This is a genomic window from Aminobacter sp. MSH1 (assembly GCF_003071665.1).
GTDB classification, from domain to species: Bacteria; Pseudomonadota; Alphaproteobacteria; order Rhizobiales; family Rhizobiaceae; genus Aminobacter; species Aminobacter niigataensis.
Window position 1 is genome coordinate 4308460 of the sequence record NZ_CP026265.1, and the last position, 17758, is coordinate 4326217.

Sequence of the window (17758 nt, forward strand, 5' to 3'; positions counted from 1 at the left end):
TCCCCCCATCCCCTCCACCCGTCCCTTTGCTTTAAGCCGGTCGCAAGACCGGCTTTTTCCTGTCCTGAACCCCAGGGGATGGCGGGACGATGCGCATTGACGTGGCGTCGGCATCGTCTAGTTTCAGTGCGCGCGGTTGGGGGGTCGCGCGCATTGGGAGGTGCGGCATGGTCCTGGCCAGTGCGATTCTGCTCGGTCTTGTCGCGGCATGGATGCTTGCCGCAGGCTACCTGACGTATACGCTCGGCATCCGCTTCCGCCAGGCGCTGCTCTATCTACCGCTCAAGCTGGCGTGGCGCGTCCACGACAAGGCCATACGCCAGGCGCGGGATTCAGAAACGCCGGTCATCTATGTCGTGTCGCATCAGTCCCGACTCGAACCGGCGCTGATGCTGTCCCTGCTGCCGGAGCAGACGCTGCACATCCTCGACGATGCCTCCGCCCGCGCCTTCTGGCTCGAGCCGTGGCGCGAGCTTGGCCGCACCATCGCCTTCAACGCCGAACATGTCTTCGTCAGCCGTCGCCTGGTGCGCGTGCTGCGCGGCAAGGGCCGCCTCGCGGTCTACCTGCCCGACACCGTCGAGCCCGACGTCAAGTCGTTCCGGCTGTTCCGCGCCGTCGCCCGCATCGCCATGCAGGCCGACGCCCGAATCGTGCCGATCTTCGTCAGCGGCGCGCGCCACCTGCCGTTTTCGCTGACACCGGCCGAACGCGCGCCACGCGCCTGGTTCCCACGCCTCCGGATCGCAGCGCTTGCGCCCATGACCATGGCCGAACTGCTCCAGCGCGCCGGTTACTCGCAGACCACCACCGCCAATGCCCTGTTCGACCGTTTTGCCGAAGCGCGGCTCGCCGGCACCGATCTCGACCGGGGCTTGTTCCATGCCGTGTGCGACGCCGCCGACCGCTACGGCGCCTCGCGCCTGATCGTCGAGGACGTCGTCAGCGGCGCGCTCAGCTACCGCAAGCTCCTGACCGGGGCGCGCGTGCTGGGCAAACGCCTCGAGGGCCTGACCAGCCCGGGCGAAGCGGTCGGCATACTGTTGCCCAATGCCAATGGCGTGGTGCTGACCACGCTCGGTCTCATCTCGGCAGGGCGCGTGGCCGCCATGATCAACTATACCGCCGGCGCCACCAATGTCGCCTCGGCGGTGAAGACGGCTGCCATCAAGACCATCGTCTCGTCGCGCGCCTTCATCCAGAAAGCCGACCTCGCCGACATCGTCGCTGCCGCCGAACAGGCCGGCGCGCGGATGATCTGGCTGGAAGAGCTGCGCGACAGCATCACGACCTTCGAAAAGGCCGCCGCGGCCGCTCAATGGCGGCGCCCGCTGCAACCCCAGGTCGCCTCCAGGCCGGCCGTCATCCTGTTTACATCGGGCTCCGAAGGCATGCCCAAGGCCGTCGTGCTCTCGCACCGCAACCTGGTCGCCAACGCCATGCAGGCCGAGGCCCGAATCTCCATCTCGCCGGTCGACAAGCTGTTCAACGTGCTGCCGGTTTTCCACTCCTTCGGCCTCACCGGCGGCACCATCCTGCCGCTGATCACCGGGGTGCGGCTGTTCCTCTACCCCTCGCCGTTGCACTACAAGCTCATCCCGGACGTCGCGCGCAAGATCCGCCCGACCATCATGTTCGGGACCGACACCTTCCTTGCCGCCTATGCCCGGACTGCCGAGGATGGCGATTTCTCCAGCCTGCGTTTCGTCGTGGCCGGCGCCGAGCCGGTACGGCCGGAAACACGGCGCGTCTGGCGCGAGCGATTCGGCGCCGAGATCGTCGAAGGCTTCGGCCTGACCGAGGCAGCGCCGGTGGTGGCCGTCAATACGGCGACTCATGGCCGCGACGGCACGGTGGGACGCCTCTTGCCCGGCATGCGCATGCGGCTCGAAGAGGTCGAAGGCGTCAGCGAAGGCGGGCGGCTCTGGCTCAACGGCCCCAATCTGATGATGGGATACATGACCGCCGACCGGCCGGGCGAGTTGCAGCCACTCGAAGGCTGGCACGACAGCGGCGACATCGTCTCGGTCGACCGCGAGGGCTTCGTCACCATCCGCGGCCGGGCCAAGCGTTTCGCCAAGATCGCCGGCGAGATGGTCTCGCTCGGCGCCGTCGAGATGCTGGTGCAGGCACTGTGGCCGGAGGAACGCCACGCCGCCGTTGCCGTTCCAGACAAGCGCAAGGGCGAACGCATCGTGCTCGTCACCACCGCCGGCAATGCCGATCCCGAAACCTTGCGCCTCTACGGCAAGCAGGCCGGGGCCGCCGACCTGATGGTCCCGCACGACATCATCAAGGTGCGCGAAATCCCGGTGCTCGGCTCCGGCAAGACCGACTATGTCGCCGCGCGCCACATGGCCATCGAGCGACTGGGGCTGGCAGCCTAGCTTGCCGGCTTGGTCTCGTCCGAGACGTCGGTTGTCTCAGCCTCGGCGGCGGCAGCCACAGCCTTCTCGCCCTCGATCCTCGCCCGTCTCGCATAGGCACTGGCGCTCAGCGGCAGGAAGATCAGGTAGCCGATCACCGACGCCGTCAGTGTCTGCCAGGGATAGACGGTCAGAAGCAGCACGTAGAATACCGCAACCAGCATGACGGGCAGCAGGTATTCCCTGCGAATGCTCAGCTTCTTGCCGGAATAGACAGGCAACCGGCTGACCAGCAGGAAGGCGACGAGGATGGCAAAGCCGGTGGCGACATAGGCCACCGTGCGCGTGCCCTCGAGGCCGAGGAAGCCGAGATACATCGGCAGCATCAAGGTGATGGCCCCGATCGGCGCCGGCACGCCGACGAAATACTCGGCCTGCCAAGCCGGGCGATCGAGGTCTTCGTCGAGCACGTTGAAACGCGCCAGCCTCAGGCCCATGGCGATGGCGAAAAGCAACGTCGCGATCCAGCCCAGGGATCCGGCCTTGTCGAGCAGGTAAGCATAGAGCACCAATGCCGGAACGACGCCGAAATTGACGATGTCGGCGAGCGAATCCATCTGCGCGCCGAACCTCGAGGTCGCCTTCAGCATGCGCGCCAGACGGCCATCGATGCCGTCGAGGAAGGCTGCCAGCAGCACCATCACCACGGCCGGTTCAAACCGGTCCTGGAAGGCGAGCCGAATGCCGGAAAGCCCAGCGCAGATCGCCAGCACGGTGATGAGGTTGGGCAGCACCATGCGCAGCGGAATTTCGCGGATGCGCGGTCCGCCGCTGCCATGTGGTTCGAAGGGCTTGAACGGCGCCACCATCAGGAGACCCGCACCAGCGGTGCGTGGCTGGCGCCGCCGAATTCGGCGAGGATGGTTTCGCCAGCCACCGCGGTCTGGCCGACGGCGACGCGCGGAACAGCTGCCGCAGGCAGGAACACATCGACGCGCGAGCCGAAGCGGATCAGGCCGAAACGCTCGCCCACCGCGATGTTGCCGCCGACATCGGCCCAGCAGACGATGCGCCGCGCCACGAGGCCGGCGATCTGGACTGCGGCAACCTGGCCGTTGGGGCTGTCGATGACGACGCCGTTGCGTTCGTTCTCCTGGCTTGCCTTGTCGAGCTCGGCGTTGAGGAATTTGCCCGGACGGTGCTCGATGCGGACGATCTTGCCGCGCACCGGTGCGCGGTTCACGTGGACGGAGAAGACATTCATGAACACCGAGATGCGCGTCATCTCGGCATTGCCGAGACCGAGTTCGCGCGGCGGCACGGCCGGGCCGACGGCCGAAACCACGCCGTCGGCGGGGCTGACCACGAGCTTGTCGTCAACAGGGGTCACGCGCTCGGGGTCGCGGTAGAAATAGGCGCACCAGGCGGTGAGAATCGCCCCGATCCAGAACAGCGACGTCGAGAAGAAGCCCAGCAGGACGGCGACCGCCGCGAATCCGGCAATGAAGGGATACCCCTCGCGATGGACCGGAACGAAGGCGTTGCGGATCGTGTCGGCTATGCTCATGAAAGGGGTGGCCGTTGCTGTTGAAGTCCCGGAGTGCTTACCGGAAAGCTCTGGCCGCCGCAACGCGACATTGCCGGCCGGTGACCGGGTGCGCGAGGGGCAGCACTGCCTGCTTGATCTTCAGAAGTTTCGTAACTATAAAAGTTACATGAAACACGACAGCCGCCTTTCCGCGACATTGCATGCCCTGCTTCACATGGCAGATCACGGCAAGCCGATGACATCGGACCATCTCGCCTTGTGCCTGCGCACCAATCCGGTGGTCGTGCGCCGGACGATGGCCGGCCTGCGGGAGGCCGGTTTCGTGACGTCGGAGCGGGGCCATGGCGGCGGCTGGACGCTTGTGCGCGACCTCGCCTCGGTCAGCCTGCGCGACATCCACCTGGCATTGGGCGAACCGGTGCTGCTGCCGCTCAGCCCAGCCACCGAAAACACAGGCTGCCTGGTCGAACAGGCGGTCAATCACGCACTCGACGACACCTTCCGCGAGGCGCAGGCCCTGCTGCTCGAACGGTTCGGGCAGATACGGCTCAGCGATCTCGCCGCCGATTTCAGCCGCCGGATGGCGGACCACGCACAACATGCAAAAGGAAATCACGATGCAGCATGACGCCATCATCGTCGGCGGCAGCTTTGCCGGCCTCGCCGGAGCACTGGTCCTGGCCCGTACCCGCAGGCGGGTGCTGGTGATCGACGCCGGCATGCCGCGCAACCGCTTCGCCGCCCGTTCACACGGCGTGCTCGGGCATGACGGTCGCGCCGGTGGCGAGCTCCTCGCAGAGGCCAGGGCGCAGTTTCTAGCCTATCCATCCGCCTCGCTCGTCTCCGGCGAGGCAGTCGCAGCCGAGACGACCGAAGAAGGCATCGCGGTCAGGCTTGCCGACGGGACGCTGCATCAGGGCCGACGCATGCTCATCGCGACGGGTGTGCGCGACGACCTGCCGGCCATTCCCGGCCTCGCCGAGCGCTGGGGCGAGACGGTGCTGCACTGCCCGTATTGCCACGCCTATGAAATCGGCGGCGGGCCGATCGGCGTGCTCGCCACCACGGCACTTTCCCATCACCAGGCATCGCTTCTGGCCGACTGGGGCGACACGACCTACTTTGCCAACGCGAACTTCCCGCTCGACGAAGCCACCGCCGCGCTGCTGTCCGCCCGCAACGTCCGGATCGAGGACACGCCTTTCACGGCGGTCGAAGGCTCCGCCCCTGGGATCGACGGCGTGCGCCTTGCCGACGGCAGCCTCGTGCCGGTCAAGGCCCTGTTCATCGGAGCACCCTTGCGCATGGCCAGCCCGCTGGCGCAACAGATCGGCTGCGCGTTCGACGAGACGCGCCTTGGCGTCAAGATCCGCACTGACGGCTTCAAGCAGACGTCGGTCCGCAACGTCTTTGCCGCGGGCGATGCCGCCACCGAAATGCACAACATCACCCTGGCTTCGGCGGACGGCGTCTTTGCAGCGCTTTCCATCCACCGTTCACTGATCGAAGAGGACGCAGCAACGTCGCTGAACGCAACAGCTGCCTGACCGGGATCAGGCCCCGTCGGTGACCTCGGGGGTGCGGCGACGCACGACGACGCCGAGTTCGTCGCCCTCGCGAGCCTGGCGCAGCCGTTCCTCGGCCTCGGTCGCTTCGCGCTGGCGGTCCCACATCGAGGCGTAGAGGCCGCGCTTGCCGAGCAATTCGGCATGGGTGCCGCGCTCGGCGATGCTGCCGTCGGCCAGCACGATGATCTCGTCCGCTGAAATGACCGTCGACAGACGGTGCGCGATGACCAGCGTCGTGCGGCCCTTGCTGACCAGGTCGAGCGCGCTCTGGATTTCCTGCTCGGTCTGGGTGTCCAGCGCTGACGTCGCCTCGTCCAGCATCAGAATCGGCGGCGCCTTGAGGATGGTGCGGGCAATCGCCACGCGCTGCTTTTCGCCGCCCGAGAGCTTCAGGCCGCGCTCGCCGACCATCGCCTTGTAGCCGTCGGGCAGGCGCTGGATGAAACCGGCGATCTGTGCCAGTTCGGCCGCCTTGCGCACATCCTCCTCGTCGGCGTTCACGCGGCCGTAGCGGATATTGTAGGCGATGGTGTCGTTGAACAGCACCGTGTCCTGCGGCACCATGCCGATCGCGCCGCGCAGGCTCTCCTGGCTGACGTCGCGAATGTCCTGGCCATCGATCAGGATAGCGCCCTGCTGGATGTCGTAGAAGCGGAACAGCAGCCTGGAGATCGTCGACTTGCCCGCGCCCGAAGGGCCGACGATCGCCACCGTCTTGCCGGCCGGAACCTCGAAGCTGACGCCCTTGAGGATCTGCCGGTTGGGATCATAGGCAAAATGCACGTCGCGGAACTCGATCCGGCCGGTTCCGATCTCCAGCGCCCGGGCGCCCGGCTTGTCGACCACCTCCTGCGCGACGTCGAGCAGGTCGAACATCTGCTCGATGTCGGTCAGGCCCTGGCGGATTTCACGATAGATGAAGCCGATGAAGTTGAGCGGCACCGAAAGCTGCATCAGCATGGCGTTGATGAAGACGAAATCACCCACGGTCTGGGTGCCGGCCATGACCTCCATTGCCGACATGGCCATGACGATGGTCATGCCGATGCCGAAGATGACGCCCTGGCCGAAGTTCAGCCAGCCGAGCGACGTCCAGATGCGGGTTGCCGCCGTTTCGTAGCGCGCCATCGAGCGGTCGAAGCGCTCGGCCTCCATGGCCTCGTTGTTGAAGTACTTCACCGTCTCGAAATTGAGCAGCGAGTCGATCGCCTTGGTGTTGGCGTCGGTGTCGGAATCGTTCATCTCGCGGCGGATGCCGATGCGCCAGTCGCTCGCCCGCACCGTGAACCAGGTGTAGATCCAGACGGTGGCGGCCACGACCGCCACATATTTCCAGCCATAAGCGAAGCCGAAGATGCCGGCCGTCAGCGCGAATTCCAGCACCGTCGGCGCGGTGTTCAGGATGGTGAAACGGACGATGGTCTCGATGCCTTTGGTGCCGCGCTCGATGATGCGCGACAGCCCGCCGGTGCGGCGCTCGAGATGGAAACGCAGCGACAGCTGGTGCATGTGCACGAAAGTGCGGTGTGCTAGCTGCCGCACCGCATATTGCCCGACGCGGGCAAACAGTGCGTCGCGCAGCTGATTGAAGCCGAGTTGGACGATGCGGACGACATTGTAGGCAACCACCAGCATCACCGGTGCCACCAGGAACGCCGGCAGCGGCAACGGCGAGCGCTGGTCGCCGGCCAGCGCATCGGTCGCCCATTTGAAGAAATAGGGCCCGGCCACCAGCGTCAGCTTGGCAACGACCAGGAACACGGTCGCCCAGACGACGCGCGCCCTGAGATCGGGCCGGTCCTCTGGCCACATATAAGGCCAAAGGTTCCTGATCGTGCTGAAAGTCGAGCCGCGTTCGGCGGAGACGGTCTTGTTAGCCACTGTTCTTGCCTTGATTATATGTCCGCGCCTTCACCGGCGCAGCAGGATTCGACGAGCGCCGAGACGGATGCGGAAACGGCGGCCAGAGCCGCCTGGTCGATCTGATAGCGCGAGCGTTGCCGCTCCGGCGCATAGCGAACCAGTCCCGCCTCGACGAGGATTTTCAGGTGTTGCGAAACCGTCGATTGCGCAAGGTCGAGATGCTCGACCACTTCCTTGCAGCAGCACGACCTGCCGCCGCCCAACCGTCGCAGGATTTCAAGCCGTGCCGGATGCGAGAGGGCGGCAAGCTTGTGCGCCACATCCTCGACGGATGGTGCGCGGCAGTTCTGCCTGGCGGAGAATGACTTCATCGTTCATCGACGATAGACGATGAATTCATTCCGCGCAACCCGAGTGGGGTGAGATGCCGTGCCCGAAGTCCTATGGTTTGGGCGTCGGCATCGCCTGCTCGCCCATGGCGTCCATGTTGGCGGCCTCGCCCTCCTTGGACTTTTCCGGGACGCGGAACACCTGCCCCGGCCAGATGCGGTCGGGATCGCGGATCTGGTCCTGATTGGCGAGATAGATGTTCGAATAGCGCACGCCATGGCCGTAGACGCGGCGCGAGATCCGCCACAGGGAATCGCCGCGCCGGATGATCACGGCGCCGTTGACCGCCTCCAGCTTGGGGGCTGTCGCCTCGGGCGCTGCCGGTGCGGCGGCGACATCGGCGGGTTTTGCTTCAGATGCCTCTGGCGCGGCTGGCGTTTCGGCCGTTGACGGCGTCGACGCGTCAGACTTGGCCTCGGGCTGCTGTGCCGATGCCGGCTGCTGGACCGGTTCCTGCGGCGCAACGGCTGCAATCGACTCACCCGGCTCGCGCTGGAACGGGACAGCAGCGCGTGCAGCCACCTTGACGCCATCCGGCTCGAGTGCGTCGACGCGGATGATGTAGTCGCCCACGGGCAGTTCGCGCTCCGCCTCGATCAGGAAGCGCCCGTCCGGCGAGGTCTGCGTTTCGCCGATGAGAATCTCGTTGGCATAGGCGCGTACCTTGCGGCCGGCATCGGCCGCACCGGCGATGAATATCTTCTTGCCTTCGATCTCGACCGCCTCGACCACCACCTTGGCTTCGGCGGCGGCTGTCGCCGACTTGGCCGGTGCCGGTTGCGGCGCAGTCTGTGCTTCGGGCGTGGTCGCGGGCGCGTTGGCGGACTGTTCGGCCGTGGGCAGCATTGCCGGCGCCTCGGCAGGCTTGGGCACGGTGATCAGTTCCGCCGGCTTGCCCGGCTCCTCCACCAGCGCCAGCACCTGGCCGCCCGGCTCGGAGGGCACGGACACCACGGCCGTCTCGGTCGACGTAGCCACGACATTGTCGGGCGCAGTGGCACGCAGCACGATCTGGTAGTCGCCAGGCTTCAGCGGCTTGTCCAGCACGACGGCGAAATCGCCGTCGGCGCCGGCCACAGCCGCGCCGATGACCTGCGAACCGGTCACGATCTCGACCTTGGAACCACCCGCAGCCTTGCCGGCGATCACGACAGCGCCATTGTCCTCGACACGCACGACATCGAAGGAAGGTGCTACGACCGCCGGAGCAGCGGGCGCCGCCGCCTCGGCTGACGGCTTTGCCGGTTCGGCGGGCTTGTCGGCGGCTGGCGCCGTCGAGTTCGGCGCCGGCAACGAGGCTATCGCAGCCGGCGGCGCTAGATAGGGATCGAGCGCGCCCGACACATACGCAACCGTGGCTGCCGCGGCCGAGCCGCCGGCTGCCAATAGGAATATCTTCAACGGATTAATCGCCATATTTCCATGCCCCTAGCCGCGCAACGGGTCTACCTTGTTTTGCCGGCAGCGACAAGAAAAAGCCCGTGCGGGCTTGACCCTGCCAGCAGACGCAATACCCAATCAGGCCATGAACAAGATTCGATCCATTTGCGTCTATTGCGGCTCCTCGCCGGGCCGCGACGAAGTCTACATAAAGGCCGGCCATCTGCTCGGCCACTCGATCGCCAAGGCCGGCCTGCGGCTGGTCTATGGCGGCGGCACCAAAGGCATCATGGGTGCGGTCGCCGATGGCGCGCTGCGCGCCGGCGGCAAGGTCACCGGCATCATCCCGCGCTTCCTGATGAACAAGGAAGCGACCGAAACCGCGCTGACCAGGCTCGACGAAACCGTCATCACCGACAACATGCACGAGCGCAAGCACCTTATGTTCGAGAAATCGGACGCATTCGTGGCGCTGCCGGGCGGCATAGGCACGGTCGAGGAGATCGTCGAGATCATGACCTGGGCGCAGCTCGGCCATCACCGCAAGCCGATCGTCTTTGCCAATGTCAAAGGCTTCTGGGATCCGATGCTGGCGCTGCTCGACCACATGAAGGCCGAGGGCTTCGTGCACACCTCGCATCTGGTCCAGCCGCTGGTGATCGACGAGCCGGAGGCCGTGGTCTCGGCCATCCTGGTCGCGGCCGGCAGCGATTCCACGCCCACCGAGGGCGTGCAGTCGCTCATCGACAAGATGTGACCTTAAGGATCAATCCCGGAGGCTGCGGCCTGCCGCTGGCAGGCCGCCTCACCTGAACCTCAGCCGTTCTTCGCCCGTTCGGAGAACATCGACCAGGTATAGATCGCCAGCGCCACCCAGATCAGCGCGAAGGCAACGGCACATTCGCTCGAGAACGGCTCCTTGAAGATGAAGATGGCGATGACGAAGATCATCGTCGGCGCGATGTACTGCATGATGCCGATGGTCGACATCGTCAGCAGCTTGGCGCCGTTGGCAAACAGGATCAGCGGCACGGCGGTGACGACACCACAGCCCAGCATGAGCCAGACGTCGGTCATGCCGGTGGTGCCGAAATGGCCGACGCCGGTCGACTGCAGGTAGAAGATGTAGCCGAGCGCCGGCAGGCCGAGGATGAGCACTTCGAGGAAGAAGCCCTGGGCCGGGCCGATCGGCAGCGTCTTCTTGAACAGGGCGTAGAAGCCCCAGGAAAGCGCCAGCACGATCGACACCCAGGGCAAGCCGCCGGTTTCCCAGGTCAGCAGGGCCACGGCAACCACGGCGAGTGCAATCGCCAGCATCTGCGCCCGCGTCAGCCTCTCGCCCAGAACGACGGCGCCGAGAAAGATGCTGAACAGCGGATTGATGTAGTAGCCGAGCGCGGTTTCCAGTGCGCGGTCGTTGCCGATCGCCCAGACATAGACGCCCCAGTTGATGGTGATCAGCGCCGCTGTCAGCGTGCCCATCGCCAGCGTCCGCGGCGTGCGCAGCGCCTGCCTGATGTCGGAGGTGCGACCCAGCCACCACAGCAGGAGGGCTGCGATGGGGATCGACCAGGTGATGCGGTGGGCGATCACCTCGGGCGTCGGGATATGCGCCACAGCCTTCATGTAGAAGGGCAAGACACCCCACATCAGATAGGCCGAGAGGGCAAAAAGGAAGCCACGCGTGGCTTCGTCGCGAGAAATCGCAGGCGTGTTCGTGCTCATGGCGCGAACCTATGCGCCCGCCTGCCCGGCCATGCCATTTCAAAATTCTGATGGTCCATCCGCTTTTCGTTGATGGATCAATCGATCGGGCCAGTCGCCTTGGCTGGCCCAATCATAGCAAGTAACCCCTACTCCGCTGCCACCAACCCCGCCATGTCGCGGTTTTTCATCAGCTTGTAGATGATCGAATCCATCAGCGCCTGGAACGAAGCGTCGATGATGTTGGTCGACACCCCGACGGTCCACCAGCGCGCGCCGGTGCTGTCATGCGACTCGATCAGGACGCGGGTTATCGCCTCGGTGCCGCCATTGAGGATACGCACCTTGTAGTCCGCCAGCTCCAGGTCGCCGATCTCGTGCTGGAACTTGCCGAGGTCCTTGCGCAGGGCGATGTCGAGCGCGTTGACGGGGCCGTCGCCTTCGGCCACCGACATCTTCTCCTCGCCATCGACCATCACCTTCACCACCGCTTCCGACACGGTCTTGAGGTTGCCGTTGGCGTCGAAACGCCGTTCGACCAGGCAGCGGAACGAGGTCACGCGGAAGAAATCCGGCACCGTGTGCAGCATGCTGCGCGCCAGGAGCTCGAAGCTGGCGTCGGCGCCCTCATAGGCATAACCCTCGGCCTCGCGTTCCTTGACCACCGAAATCAGCGCGTCCAGCCGTCCGTCGTCCCTGGGCACGTCGATGCCGCGGCGCTTCAGCTCGGCGACGAAGTTGGCCTTGCCGCCCTGGTCCGACACCATCACCTTGCGCCGGTTGCCGACGGCTTCCGGCGGCACGTGTTCGTAGGTTTTGGGCTCCTTGGCGATCGCCGAGGCGTGGATACCGGCCTTGGTGGCAAAGGCGGAGGCGCCGACATAGGGCGACTGCGCCTCAGGCGCGCGGTTGAGCAATTCGTCGAATGCGCGCGAAAGCCGCGAGATGCCTGCCAACGCCTCTTCCGAAACGCCTGTCTCGAAACGCCCGGCGAAATGCGGCTTCAGCGCCAGCGTCGGGATGATGGTGATCAGGTTGGCGTTGCCGCAGCGCTCGCCGATGCCGTTGATGGTGCCTTGCACTTGGCGCACGCCGGCCTCGATGGCGGCCAGCGAATTGGCCACCGCCTGGCCGGTGTCGTCATGGGCATGGATGCCAAGATTGGCGCCGGGAATGCCGGATGCGATGACCTTGGCCACGATCTCGCGCACCTCCGACGGCTGGGTGCCGCCATTGGTGTCGCACAGCACCACCCAGCGCGCGCCGGCCTCATAGGCAGTGCGGGCGCAGGCCAGCGCGTAGTCAGGATTGGCCTTGAAGCCGTCGAAGAAGTGCTCGCAGTCGACCATCGGCTCCTTGCCGGCGTCGCGCGCCGCCTCGACCGAGGCGCGGATCGATTCGAGGTTCTCCTCGTTGGTGACCCCGAGCGCGACGCGGACGTGGTAATCCCAGCTCTTGGCAACGTAGCAGATGCCGTCCGACCTGGCTTGCAGCAGCGTGGCGAGGCCCGGGTCGTTGGAGGTCGACACCCCTGCCCGCTTGGTCATGCCGAAGGCGACGAATTTCGCCCGCTTGGTGCGCTTCTCCTGGAAGAAGGCCGTGTCGGTGGGATTGGCACCGGGATAGCCGCCCTCGACATAGTCGAGCCCGAACTCGTCGAGCATGGCGGCGATCGCGATCTTGTCCTCGACGGAGAAGTCGATGCCCGGCGTCTGCTGGCCGTCGCGCAGCGTCGTGTCGAAGAGATAGATGCGTTCGCGTGCCATTGTCATTTCCCTGCGAACCTGTCGGTCGCCCGGACCAACTGGTTCAATATGCCCGGTTCCGAAAATGCATGTCCGGCGCCTTCGATGAGGTGGAATTCGGCCTGCGGCCAGGCCTTGTGCAGCGCCCAGGCATATTTCGCCGGGCACGGCATGTCGTAGCGCCCATGGACGATGACGCCGGGAATGTCGCGCAGCTTATGGGCGTCGCGGATCAGTTGTCCTTCGTCCATCCAGCCGGCATGGACGAAATAATGGTTCTCGATGCGGGCGAAGGCCACGGCGAAATCGTCCTCGCCGAACTTGCCGCTGGTTTCGGGGTCGGGCAACAGCGTGATCGTCTCGCCTTCCCACAGGCTCCAGGCAAGGGCTGCCTCCACCTTGGCCCTGCGGTCGTCGCCGACGAGGCGCTTGCGATAGGCACCCATCATGTCGCCGCGCTCGGCCTCCGGAATCGGGGCAACGAAGCGCTCCCACTTGTCGGGAAACATCTCGGAAACGCCGAACTGATAGTACCATTCGAGCTCGGCGCGGGTCAGCGTGTAGATGCCGCGCACCACGAGCTCACTGACGCGGTCGGGGTGGGTTTCGGCATAGGCGAGTGCCAGCGTCGAGCCCCAGGAACCGCCGAACACCTGCCATTTGTCGAAACCGGCCATCTCTCGCAGCCGCTCGATGTCGGCGACGAGGTGCCAGGTCGTGTTGGCTTCAAGGGAGGCGTTGGGCACGGACTTGCCGCAGCCGCGCTGGTCGAACAGCATGATGTCGTAGAGTTTTGGGTCAAACAGCCGGCGGTGCTTCGGCGAGGTCGCGCCGCCCGGGCCGCCATGCAGGAACACCACCGGCTTGGCGCCCCTGGTGCCGGAGCGTTCCCAGTAGATCTGGTGGCCGTCGCCGACATCCAGCATGCCGCTGTCGAAGGGCTCGATCTCGGGATAGAGGCCGCGCAGTTCGTCGCTCATAGTTTCAGCCCATGCTCCGGCCAGTTGGCCGTTTCCTCGTCTGGGTGCTGGAAGGAGATGATCTGCTCCTGCCGCCGGTAATAGTCGGGATTGTCATGTGGCGGCGCGGCGAAGATCGCCTCGACCCACGGCAGGCGCGCGCCATGGTTGATCTGGACAGTTGGCGCGAGATCGGAACGATCGTCGAACGTGCCGATAGCGATCTCGAGTTCGCCCGGCTGGCGATAGGTCATCGGTGTGCCGCAGCGTTGGCAGAAACCCCGGGCGATGTTGACCGACGACTGGAAATAGCTCGGTTCCTCGCGGATCCACTCGATGCCATCAACCGGAACCGCAACGAAAGCGCCGAAGAAAGAGCCGAACTGCTTCTGGCACATGCGGCAATGGCAGATCGAGGTGCGCCCCAGCGCGCCGCGGATGCGAAAACGCACGGCGCCGCACTGGCAGCCGCCTGATCTAACAGTCTCGGTCATGACCTATTCTCCGGTGGCCATTGTTCAGTGTCGTGGTCGGGGTGCTGGTGGTTCGATGGCGCGATCGCGGCGTACCAGGACGTCTCGTCCGCCGACGGCTCGACCGCATCCAGTTCGCCGAACCAGGGCATCTTGGCCGCGGGTCCGCACTGGAATTCCGGCTTGACCGACGCCGGCTCGTCGAGCGAGCCAAGCACCACGTTGATCGTATCGCGGTCGACAACGTCGAACAGCAGCGGCGTCCCGCAATCGCGGCAGAAGCCGCGGCGCACGATGTCTGACGACTGGAACCAGCCGACCTCGCCGCGCGTGACGGCAAACTTGGCTTTGGCAGTGCGCGCCAGCGGCAGGAAATAGTTGCCGGAAGCCTTCTGGCACATGCGGCAATGGCAGATATGCGCATTCTCCAGCGCCTGGGCGATGCGATAGCGCACGGCCCCGCACTGGCAGCCCCCCGTCGTCGCAGCGTTCATGTGCGCCCCTCCGGCGGCCAGCTGCCGGTGTCATGGTCGGGATGCTGGTAGGAGACGATGTCGTTGACGAAGTCGGCCGCATCAGGGTCGTCCCCGGTCGAATAGCCCGGCAATTCATGGACATGGTCGACATAGGGCAGCTTGCCCTCGAGGCCCCACTGCACAATCGGCGCGATCTCGGCCGGTTCGTCGAAGGCGGCGATCGCCAGGGCCACGCCATCCGGCGCTTCATAGCTCAATGGCGTGCCACACTCGCCGCAGAAGCCGCGATAGGCAAAGTTCGAGGAGCGGAATTTCTTCGGCTCGCCGCGCGTCCATGTAAGTTTTGCCTGCCGCACCGACACCAGCGGCGCGTAGAAATTGCCGAACGCCTTCTGGCACATGCGGCAATGGCAGACCGAGGCGTCGCCGAGCGCGCCCTCAATGCGAAAGCGCACGGCGCCGCACTGGCAGCCGCCGGAATAGACAGGCCGGTTGTCGAGGCTCATGGCAACGTTCCCTCAGGCCGGGGCATGGCACACCGCCTCGATGTTATTGCCATCGGGATCGAATACGAAGGCAGCGTAATAGTCGGGATGATAGTGCGGCCGCGGGCCAGGTCTGCCATTGTCCCGGCCACCGGCGGCGATCGCCGCGGCATAGAAAGCGTCGACCTCGGCCCGGCTGCGGGCGGTGAAGGCATAGTGCCGTCCCGGCCCGGCTGGCGCCTCGTGCAGCCAGAACACCGGCCGCTCACGCCCATAGCCGCCGACCTTGACCCCGCCGGTATGTTCGCCCGGCACCATCATCAGCAGGGAAGCGCCGAGCGGAGCGAACGCCTTGTCGTAGAAGGCCTTTGCCGTGTCGAAATCCGTTACCGAAATGCCCGTGTGGTCGATCATTGCACGAACTCCTCCTTCATGCCGACGGCCGTTCCGCCCTGGCCGGCCGAGATCACGATATGGTGGCAGACATTGTCGATATCGCGAAGCACGTCGTCGTTCCAGAACCGGAGCATGGTCCAGCCGAGACCTTGCAACTTGGCAGTACGCAGAGCATCCGCTTCCGCAACATCGGCCGAGCCGTGTTGCAAACCATCGATCTCGACAATCAAGTTGTGTGTTGGGCAGGCAAAGTCGACTATGTAGCCAGCAATTGGCAATTGCCTCCGAAAACCCAATCCCATCAGTCGATGCGCCCTAAGCTCGTTCCAGAGCTTCAGTTCGGCATCCGTCATTTGCTTGCGCATCTTGCGCGCGTTCCGACGATTGGCCTGAGGAACTGGGTAGTGGGTCATCAGCAACCGCCCCCCTCTGCCCTGCCGGGCATCTCCCCCTCAAGGGGGGAGATCACGCCGTCATCAATGCGTCGCCCAACCGCAAGCGCAGCACCAAGCATTGAACGTCTGCAGCAAAATGTGAGGCGCAAAAGCTGCTGATCTCCCCCCTTGAGGGGGAGATGCCCGGCAGGGCAGAGGGGGGTATGAAGCCCCGTCTGTTCCACGCCGTGCAGCGTAGACATCACCGCTTCACTTCCCACGTCGTCACACGCTCACCACTCACCGGATCCTTGCCGTCCTTGAGCTGCACGCCCTGGGCCAAAAGCTCGTCGCGGATGCGGTCGGCCTCGGCCCAGTTCTTGGCGGCGATGAAGGCCAGTCGTTCGGCGATGAATTTCGCAACCTCGCTTTCGTCGACCTCGGCCGCGTCGAGCCCGAATCCCAGGAATAGCAGCGCGGCCTTCAGGCTGGCTGCCGCGTCGACGTTCCCAGCCGCTTCGCCGGCCAGCTGCGACATGCCCTGAAAGACACTCGACGTCGCCAGGTCGTCACTCAGCGCGGCAACCAGCCCAGCGGGAACCTCGGCCTCAGCCTCGCCGGCGCCGTCCGCCGCACGCTTCCACTTGCGCAGCGTGTTTTCCGCCTCTTCGAGCTTGCGCACTGAAAAGTCGATCGGCTCGCGGTAGTGCGTCATCAGCATCGCCAGCCTCAGCACCTCGCCCGGCCATTTGCGGCCACCGAAATTCTCCGTCGCCAGCAATTCTTGGATCGTGAAGAAGTTGCCCAGGCTCTTGGACATCTTCTGGCCCTCGACCTGCAGGAAGCCGTTGTGCATCCAGTAATTGGCCATCACCTCGGTGCCGTGGGCGCAGCGCGACTGGGCGATCTCGTTTTCATGGTGCGGGAAGATCAGGTCGAGCCCGCCGCCATGGATATCGAAGACCTCGCCGAGATAGGCCGACGCCATCGCCGAGCACTCGATGTGCCAGCCCGGACGGCCTCGGCCCCAGGGGCTGTACCAGCCCGGCTCCTCGGCCGAAGACGCCTTCCACAAGACGAAGTCGCCAGGGCTCTTCTTGTGCGCCTCGACCTCGACGCGGGCGCCGGCCTGCTGCTCGTCGAGATTGCGCTTCGACAGTTGGCCGTAGTCTTCCATCGAGCCGGTATCGAACAGCACTTCGCCTTGTGCTTCATAGGCATGGCCGCGTTCGATGAGACTGAGAATCAAGGTGATCATGTCGGCGCGGCCGTCGGCGCGCGGCTGCACGAACTCCGTCGCCCGCGGCTCGACTGTCGGCTCGAGGCAGCCCAACGCCTTGACGTCGGCCTGGTACTGGTTGGCGGTCTTTTCGGTGACGCGCCTGATCGCCTCGTTAAGCGGCAGATCGGGGAAGTCGCGCAGGGCGCGCGCGTTGATCTTGTCGTCGAGGTCGGTGAGGTTGCGCACATAGGTGACGGCATCCGCGCCATAGACGTGGCGCAGCAGCCGAAACAGCACGTCGAAGACGATCGCCGGGCGAGCATTGCCGATATGGGCGAAGTCGTAAACGGTCGGCCCGCAGACATACATCCGCACGTTTTGCGGATCGATCGGCACGAAGTCCTCCTTCGTGCGCGTCAGCGTGTTGGTAAGCCGAAGGCCCCGAAACGCACCGGACTTCATCATTGAATCAGACATAAAACTCCCCTGGCCTGCTGGCCCGGGCGTTTGACCTGTCTCGTGTGAAGATGAGGCGAAAACGTCCTGACCAGCGCGAACGCTAGCCAATAATGCAAATGCCGAAAATGGCGAAAGACGTTTTCATCACCAGCTTTATCGCCTCGCGGGCGTGTTGCCGTCAAGACGCTGCGTCATGAAACTTTACCGCGCAAACCGGAACAGAAGCAGTACTGAAACAATTTATTAAATATCCCGGCACTGTAATGAAACATTGCCCGGATAAAAGGCGCCGCATGCCACGAATTCGACCCAATCAGTGAGCATTTGCAGCCGCTCTCAACACAGTTGA

18 protein-coding genes are annotated in these 17758 nt (G+C 65.0%); 4 read left to right on the forward strand and 14 right to left on the reverse strand.

The window, feature by feature from the left end:
• The first annotated feature begins 167 nt into the window (after positions 1-167).
• Entirely contained in the window at positions 168-2387 is a 2220-nt protein-coding gene (locus CO731_RS21205) for an AMP-binding protein (RefSeq protein WP_108608719.1), read from the forward strand.
• On the opposite strand, the gene CO731_RS21210 is transcribed toward CO731_RS21205, so the two are convergent.
• Positions 2384-3235: a phosphatidylcholine/phosphatidylserine synthase gene (locus CO731_RS21210; protein ID WP_108608720.1), complete on the reverse strand. Its 852-nt coding sequence runs from the start codon at positions 3233-3235 to the stop codon at positions 2384-2386. The genes CO731_RS21205 and CO731_RS21210 overlap by 4 nt on opposite strands.
• Positions 3235-3933 (reverse strand): phosphatidylserine decarboxylase, encoded by a 699-nt coding sequence (locus CO731_RS21215; protein ID WP_108608721.1) that lies wholly within the window; start codon positions 3931-3933, stop codon positions 3235-3237. The genes CO731_RS21210 and CO731_RS21215 overlap by 1 nt, the downstream gene beginning before the upstream one ends.
• A 148-nt stretch (positions 3934-4081) precedes the next feature.
• On the opposite strand from CO731_RS21215, the gene CO731_RS21220 reads away from it, so the two are divergent.
• The gene (locus tag CO731_RS21220) at positions 4082-4543 is read left to right on the forward strand and encodes an Rrf2 family transcriptional regulator (RefSeq protein WP_108608722.1); all 462 of its coding nucleotides are present in this window, start codon (positions 4082-4084) and stop codon (positions 4541-4543) included.
• The gene (locus CO731_RS21225; RefSeq protein ID WP_199914497.1) at positions 4533-5462 is read left to right on the forward strand and encodes an NAD(P)/FAD-dependent oxidoreductase; all 930 of its coding nucleotides are present in this window, start codon (positions 4533-4535) and stop codon (positions 5460-5462) included. Before CO731_RS21220 ends, CO731_RS21225 begins: the two co-directional genes overlap by 11 nt.
• 6 nt (positions 5463-5468) lie before the next feature.
• Here the strand turns inward: CO731_RS21225 and CO731_RS21230 are convergent, their stop codons facing one another.
• The 3 genes from CO731_RS21230 to CO731_RS21240 all read right to left on the reverse strand — a co-directional run bounded on the left by CO731_RS21230 (position 5469) and on the right by CO731_RS21240 (position 9152).
• The gene (locus tag CO731_RS21230) at positions 5469-7364 is read right to left on the reverse strand and encodes an ABC transporter ATP-binding protein/permease (RefSeq protein WP_108608723.1); all 1896 of its coding nucleotides are present in this window, start codon (positions 7362-7364) and stop codon (positions 5469-5471) included.
• A 14-nt stretch (positions 7365-7378) separates the two neighbouring features.
• Positions 7379-7717, reverse strand: coding sequence for a metalloregulator ArsR/SmtB family transcription factor (locus tag CO731_RS21235; protein ID WP_108608724.1), 339 nt, complete (start codon positions 7715-7717; stop codon positions 7379-7381).
• Between the two features lie 70 nt (positions 7718-7787).
• Positions 7788-9152 carry an Ig-like domain-containing protein gene (locus CO731_RS21240; RefSeq protein WP_108608725.1) on the reverse strand — a complete coding sequence of 455 codons (1365 nt, stop codon included), beginning with the start codon at positions 9150-9152 and terminating at the stop codon, positions 7788-7790.
• Positions 9153-9261: 109 nt separating this feature from the next.
• On the opposite strand from CO731_RS21240, the gene CO731_RS21245 reads away from it, so the two are divergent.
• Positions 9262-9873 (forward strand): TIGR00730 family Rossman fold protein, encoded by a 612-nt coding sequence (locus CO731_RS21245; protein WP_108608726.1) that lies wholly within the window; start codon positions 9262-9264, stop codon positions 9871-9873.
• A 59-nt stretch (positions 9874-9932) separates the two neighbouring features.
• Here the strand turns inward: CO731_RS21245 and rarD are convergent, their stop codons facing one another.
• The 9 genes from rarD to cysS form a co-directional block, all read right to left on the reverse strand.
• Positions 9933-10841 carry an EamA family transporter RarD gene (rarD, locus tag CO731_RS21250; RefSeq protein ID WP_108608727.1) on the reverse strand — a complete coding sequence of 303 codons (909 nt, stop codon included), beginning with the start codon at positions 10839-10841 and terminating at the stop codon, positions 9933-9935.
• A gap of 128 nt (positions 10842-10969) precedes the next feature.
• Positions 10970-12586, reverse strand: coding sequence for a citramalate synthase (gene cimA, locus CO731_RS21255; RefSeq protein WP_108608728.1), 1617 nt, complete (start codon positions 12584-12586; stop codon positions 10970-10972).
• Between the two features lie 2 nt (positions 12587-12588).
• The gene (gene pip, locus CO731_RS21260) at positions 12589-13545 is read right to left on the reverse strand and encodes a prolyl aminopeptidase (protein ID WP_108608729.1); all 957 of its coding nucleotides are present in this window, start codon (positions 13543-13545) and stop codon (positions 12589-12591) included.
• Positions 13542-14018 carry a GFA family protein gene (locus tag CO731_RS21265; protein WP_108608730.1) on the reverse strand — a complete coding sequence of 159 codons (477 nt, stop codon included), beginning with the start codon at positions 14016-14018 and terminating at the stop codon, positions 13542-13544. The genes pip and CO731_RS21265 overlap by 4 nt, the downstream gene beginning before the upstream one ends.
• A complete protein-coding gene (locus CO731_RS21270; RefSeq protein ID WP_108608731.1) occupies positions 14015-14491 on the reverse strand; it encodes a GFA family protein in 477 nt (158 codons plus the stop codon). Before CO731_RS21270 ends, CO731_RS21265 begins: the two co-directional genes overlap by 4 nt.
• A complete protein-coding gene (locus tag CO731_RS21275; protein WP_108608732.1) occupies positions 14488-14979 on the reverse strand; it encodes a GFA family protein in 492 nt (163 codons plus the stop codon). The genes CO731_RS21270 and CO731_RS21275 overlap by 4 nt, the downstream gene beginning before the upstream one ends.
• A gap of 12 nt (positions 14980-14991) precedes the next feature.
• The gene (locus CO731_RS21280; protein WP_108608733.1) at positions 14992-15372 is read right to left on the reverse strand and encodes a VOC family protein; all 381 of its coding nucleotides are present in this window, start codon (positions 15370-15372) and stop codon (positions 14992-14994) included.
• Positions 15369-15767: a DUF559 domain-containing protein gene (locus CO731_RS21285; protein WP_108608734.1), complete on the reverse strand. Its 399-nt coding sequence runs from the start codon at positions 15765-15767 to the stop codon at positions 15369-15371. The genes CO731_RS21280 and CO731_RS21285 overlap by 4 nt, the downstream gene beginning before the upstream one ends.
• Before the next feature lie 223 nt (positions 15768-15990).
• Positions 15991-17427, reverse strand: a complete 1437-nt coding sequence (cysS, locus tag CO731_RS21295) for a cysteine--tRNA ligase (protein WP_245439443.1) — start codon at positions 17425-17427, stop codon at positions 15991-15993.
• Positions 17428-17758: the final 331 nt, after the last annotated feature.

What these genes read in the sequence shown, in the direction of transcription:
- rarD (WP_108608727.1), bottom strand. Translation starts at nt 10,841, where the DNA reads ATGAGCACGAACACGCCTGCGATTTCTCGCGACGAAGCCACGCGTGGC.
- CO731_RS21280 (WP_108608733.1), bottom strand. Translation starts at nt 15,372, where the DNA reads ATGATCGACCACACGGGCATTTCGGTAACGGATTTCGACACGGCAAAG.
- CO731_RS21275 (WP_108608732.1), bottom strand. Translation starts at nt 14,979, where the DNA reads ATGAGCCTCGACAACCGGCCTGTCTATTCCGGCGGCTGCCAGTGCGGC.
- CO731_RS21285 (WP_108608734.1), bottom strand. Translation starts at nt 15,767, where the DNA reads ATGACCCACTACCCAGTTCCTCAGGCCAATCGTCGGAACGCGCGCAAG.
- CO731_RS21205 (WP_108608719.1), top strand. Translation starts at nt 168, where the DNA reads ATGGTCCTGGCCAGTGCGATTCTGCTCGGTCTTGTCGCGGCATGGATG.
- CO731_RS21265 (WP_108608730.1), bottom strand. Translation starts at nt 14,018, where the DNA reads ATGACCGAGACTGTTAGATCAGGCGGCTGCCAGTGCGGCGCCGTGCGT.
- CO731_RS21245 (WP_108608726.1), top strand. Translation starts at nt 9,262, where the DNA reads ATGAACAAGATTCGATCCATTTGCGTCTATTGCGGCTCCTCGCCGGGC.
- CO731_RS21240 (WP_108608725.1), bottom strand. Translation starts at nt 9,152, where the DNA reads ATGGCGATTAATCCGTTGAAGATATTCCTATTGGCAGCCGGCGGCTCG.
- CO731_RS21220 (WP_108608722.1), top strand. Translation starts at nt 4,082, where the DNA reads ATGAAACACGACAGCCGCCTTTCCGCGACATTGCATGCCCTGCTTCAC.
- cysS (WP_245439443.1), bottom strand. Translation starts at nt 17,427, where the DNA reads ATGTCTGATTCAATGATGAAGTCCGGTGCGTTTCGGGGCCTTCGGCTT.
- pip (WP_108608729.1), bottom strand. Translation starts at nt 13,545, where the DNA reads ATGAGCGACGAACTGCGCGGCCTCTATCCCGAGATCGAGCCCTTCGAC.
- cimA (WP_108608728.1), bottom strand. Translation starts at nt 12,586, where the DNA reads ATGGCACGCGAACGCATCTATCTCTTCGACACGACGCTGCGCGACGGC.
- CO731_RS21225 (WP_199914497.1), top strand. Translation starts at nt 4,533, where the DNA reads ATGCAGCATGACGCCATCATCGTCGGCGGCAGCTTTGCCGGCCTCGCC.
- CO731_RS21215 (WP_108608721.1), bottom strand. Translation starts at nt 3,933, where the DNA reads ATGAGCATAGCCGACACGATCCGCAACGCCTTCGTTCCGGTCCATCGC.
- CO731_RS21210 (WP_108608720.1), bottom strand. Translation starts at nt 3,235, where the DNA reads ATGGTGGCGCCGTTCAAGCCCTTCGAACCACATGGCAGCGGCGGACCG.
- CO731_RS21270 (WP_108608731.1), bottom strand. Translation starts at nt 14,491, where the DNA reads ATGAACGCTGCGACGACGGGGGGCTGCCAGTGCGGGGCCGTGCGCTAT.
- CO731_RS21235 (WP_108608724.1), bottom strand. Translation starts at nt 7,717, where the DNA reads ATGAAGTCATTCTCCGCCAGGCAGAACTGCCGCGCACCATCCGTCGAG.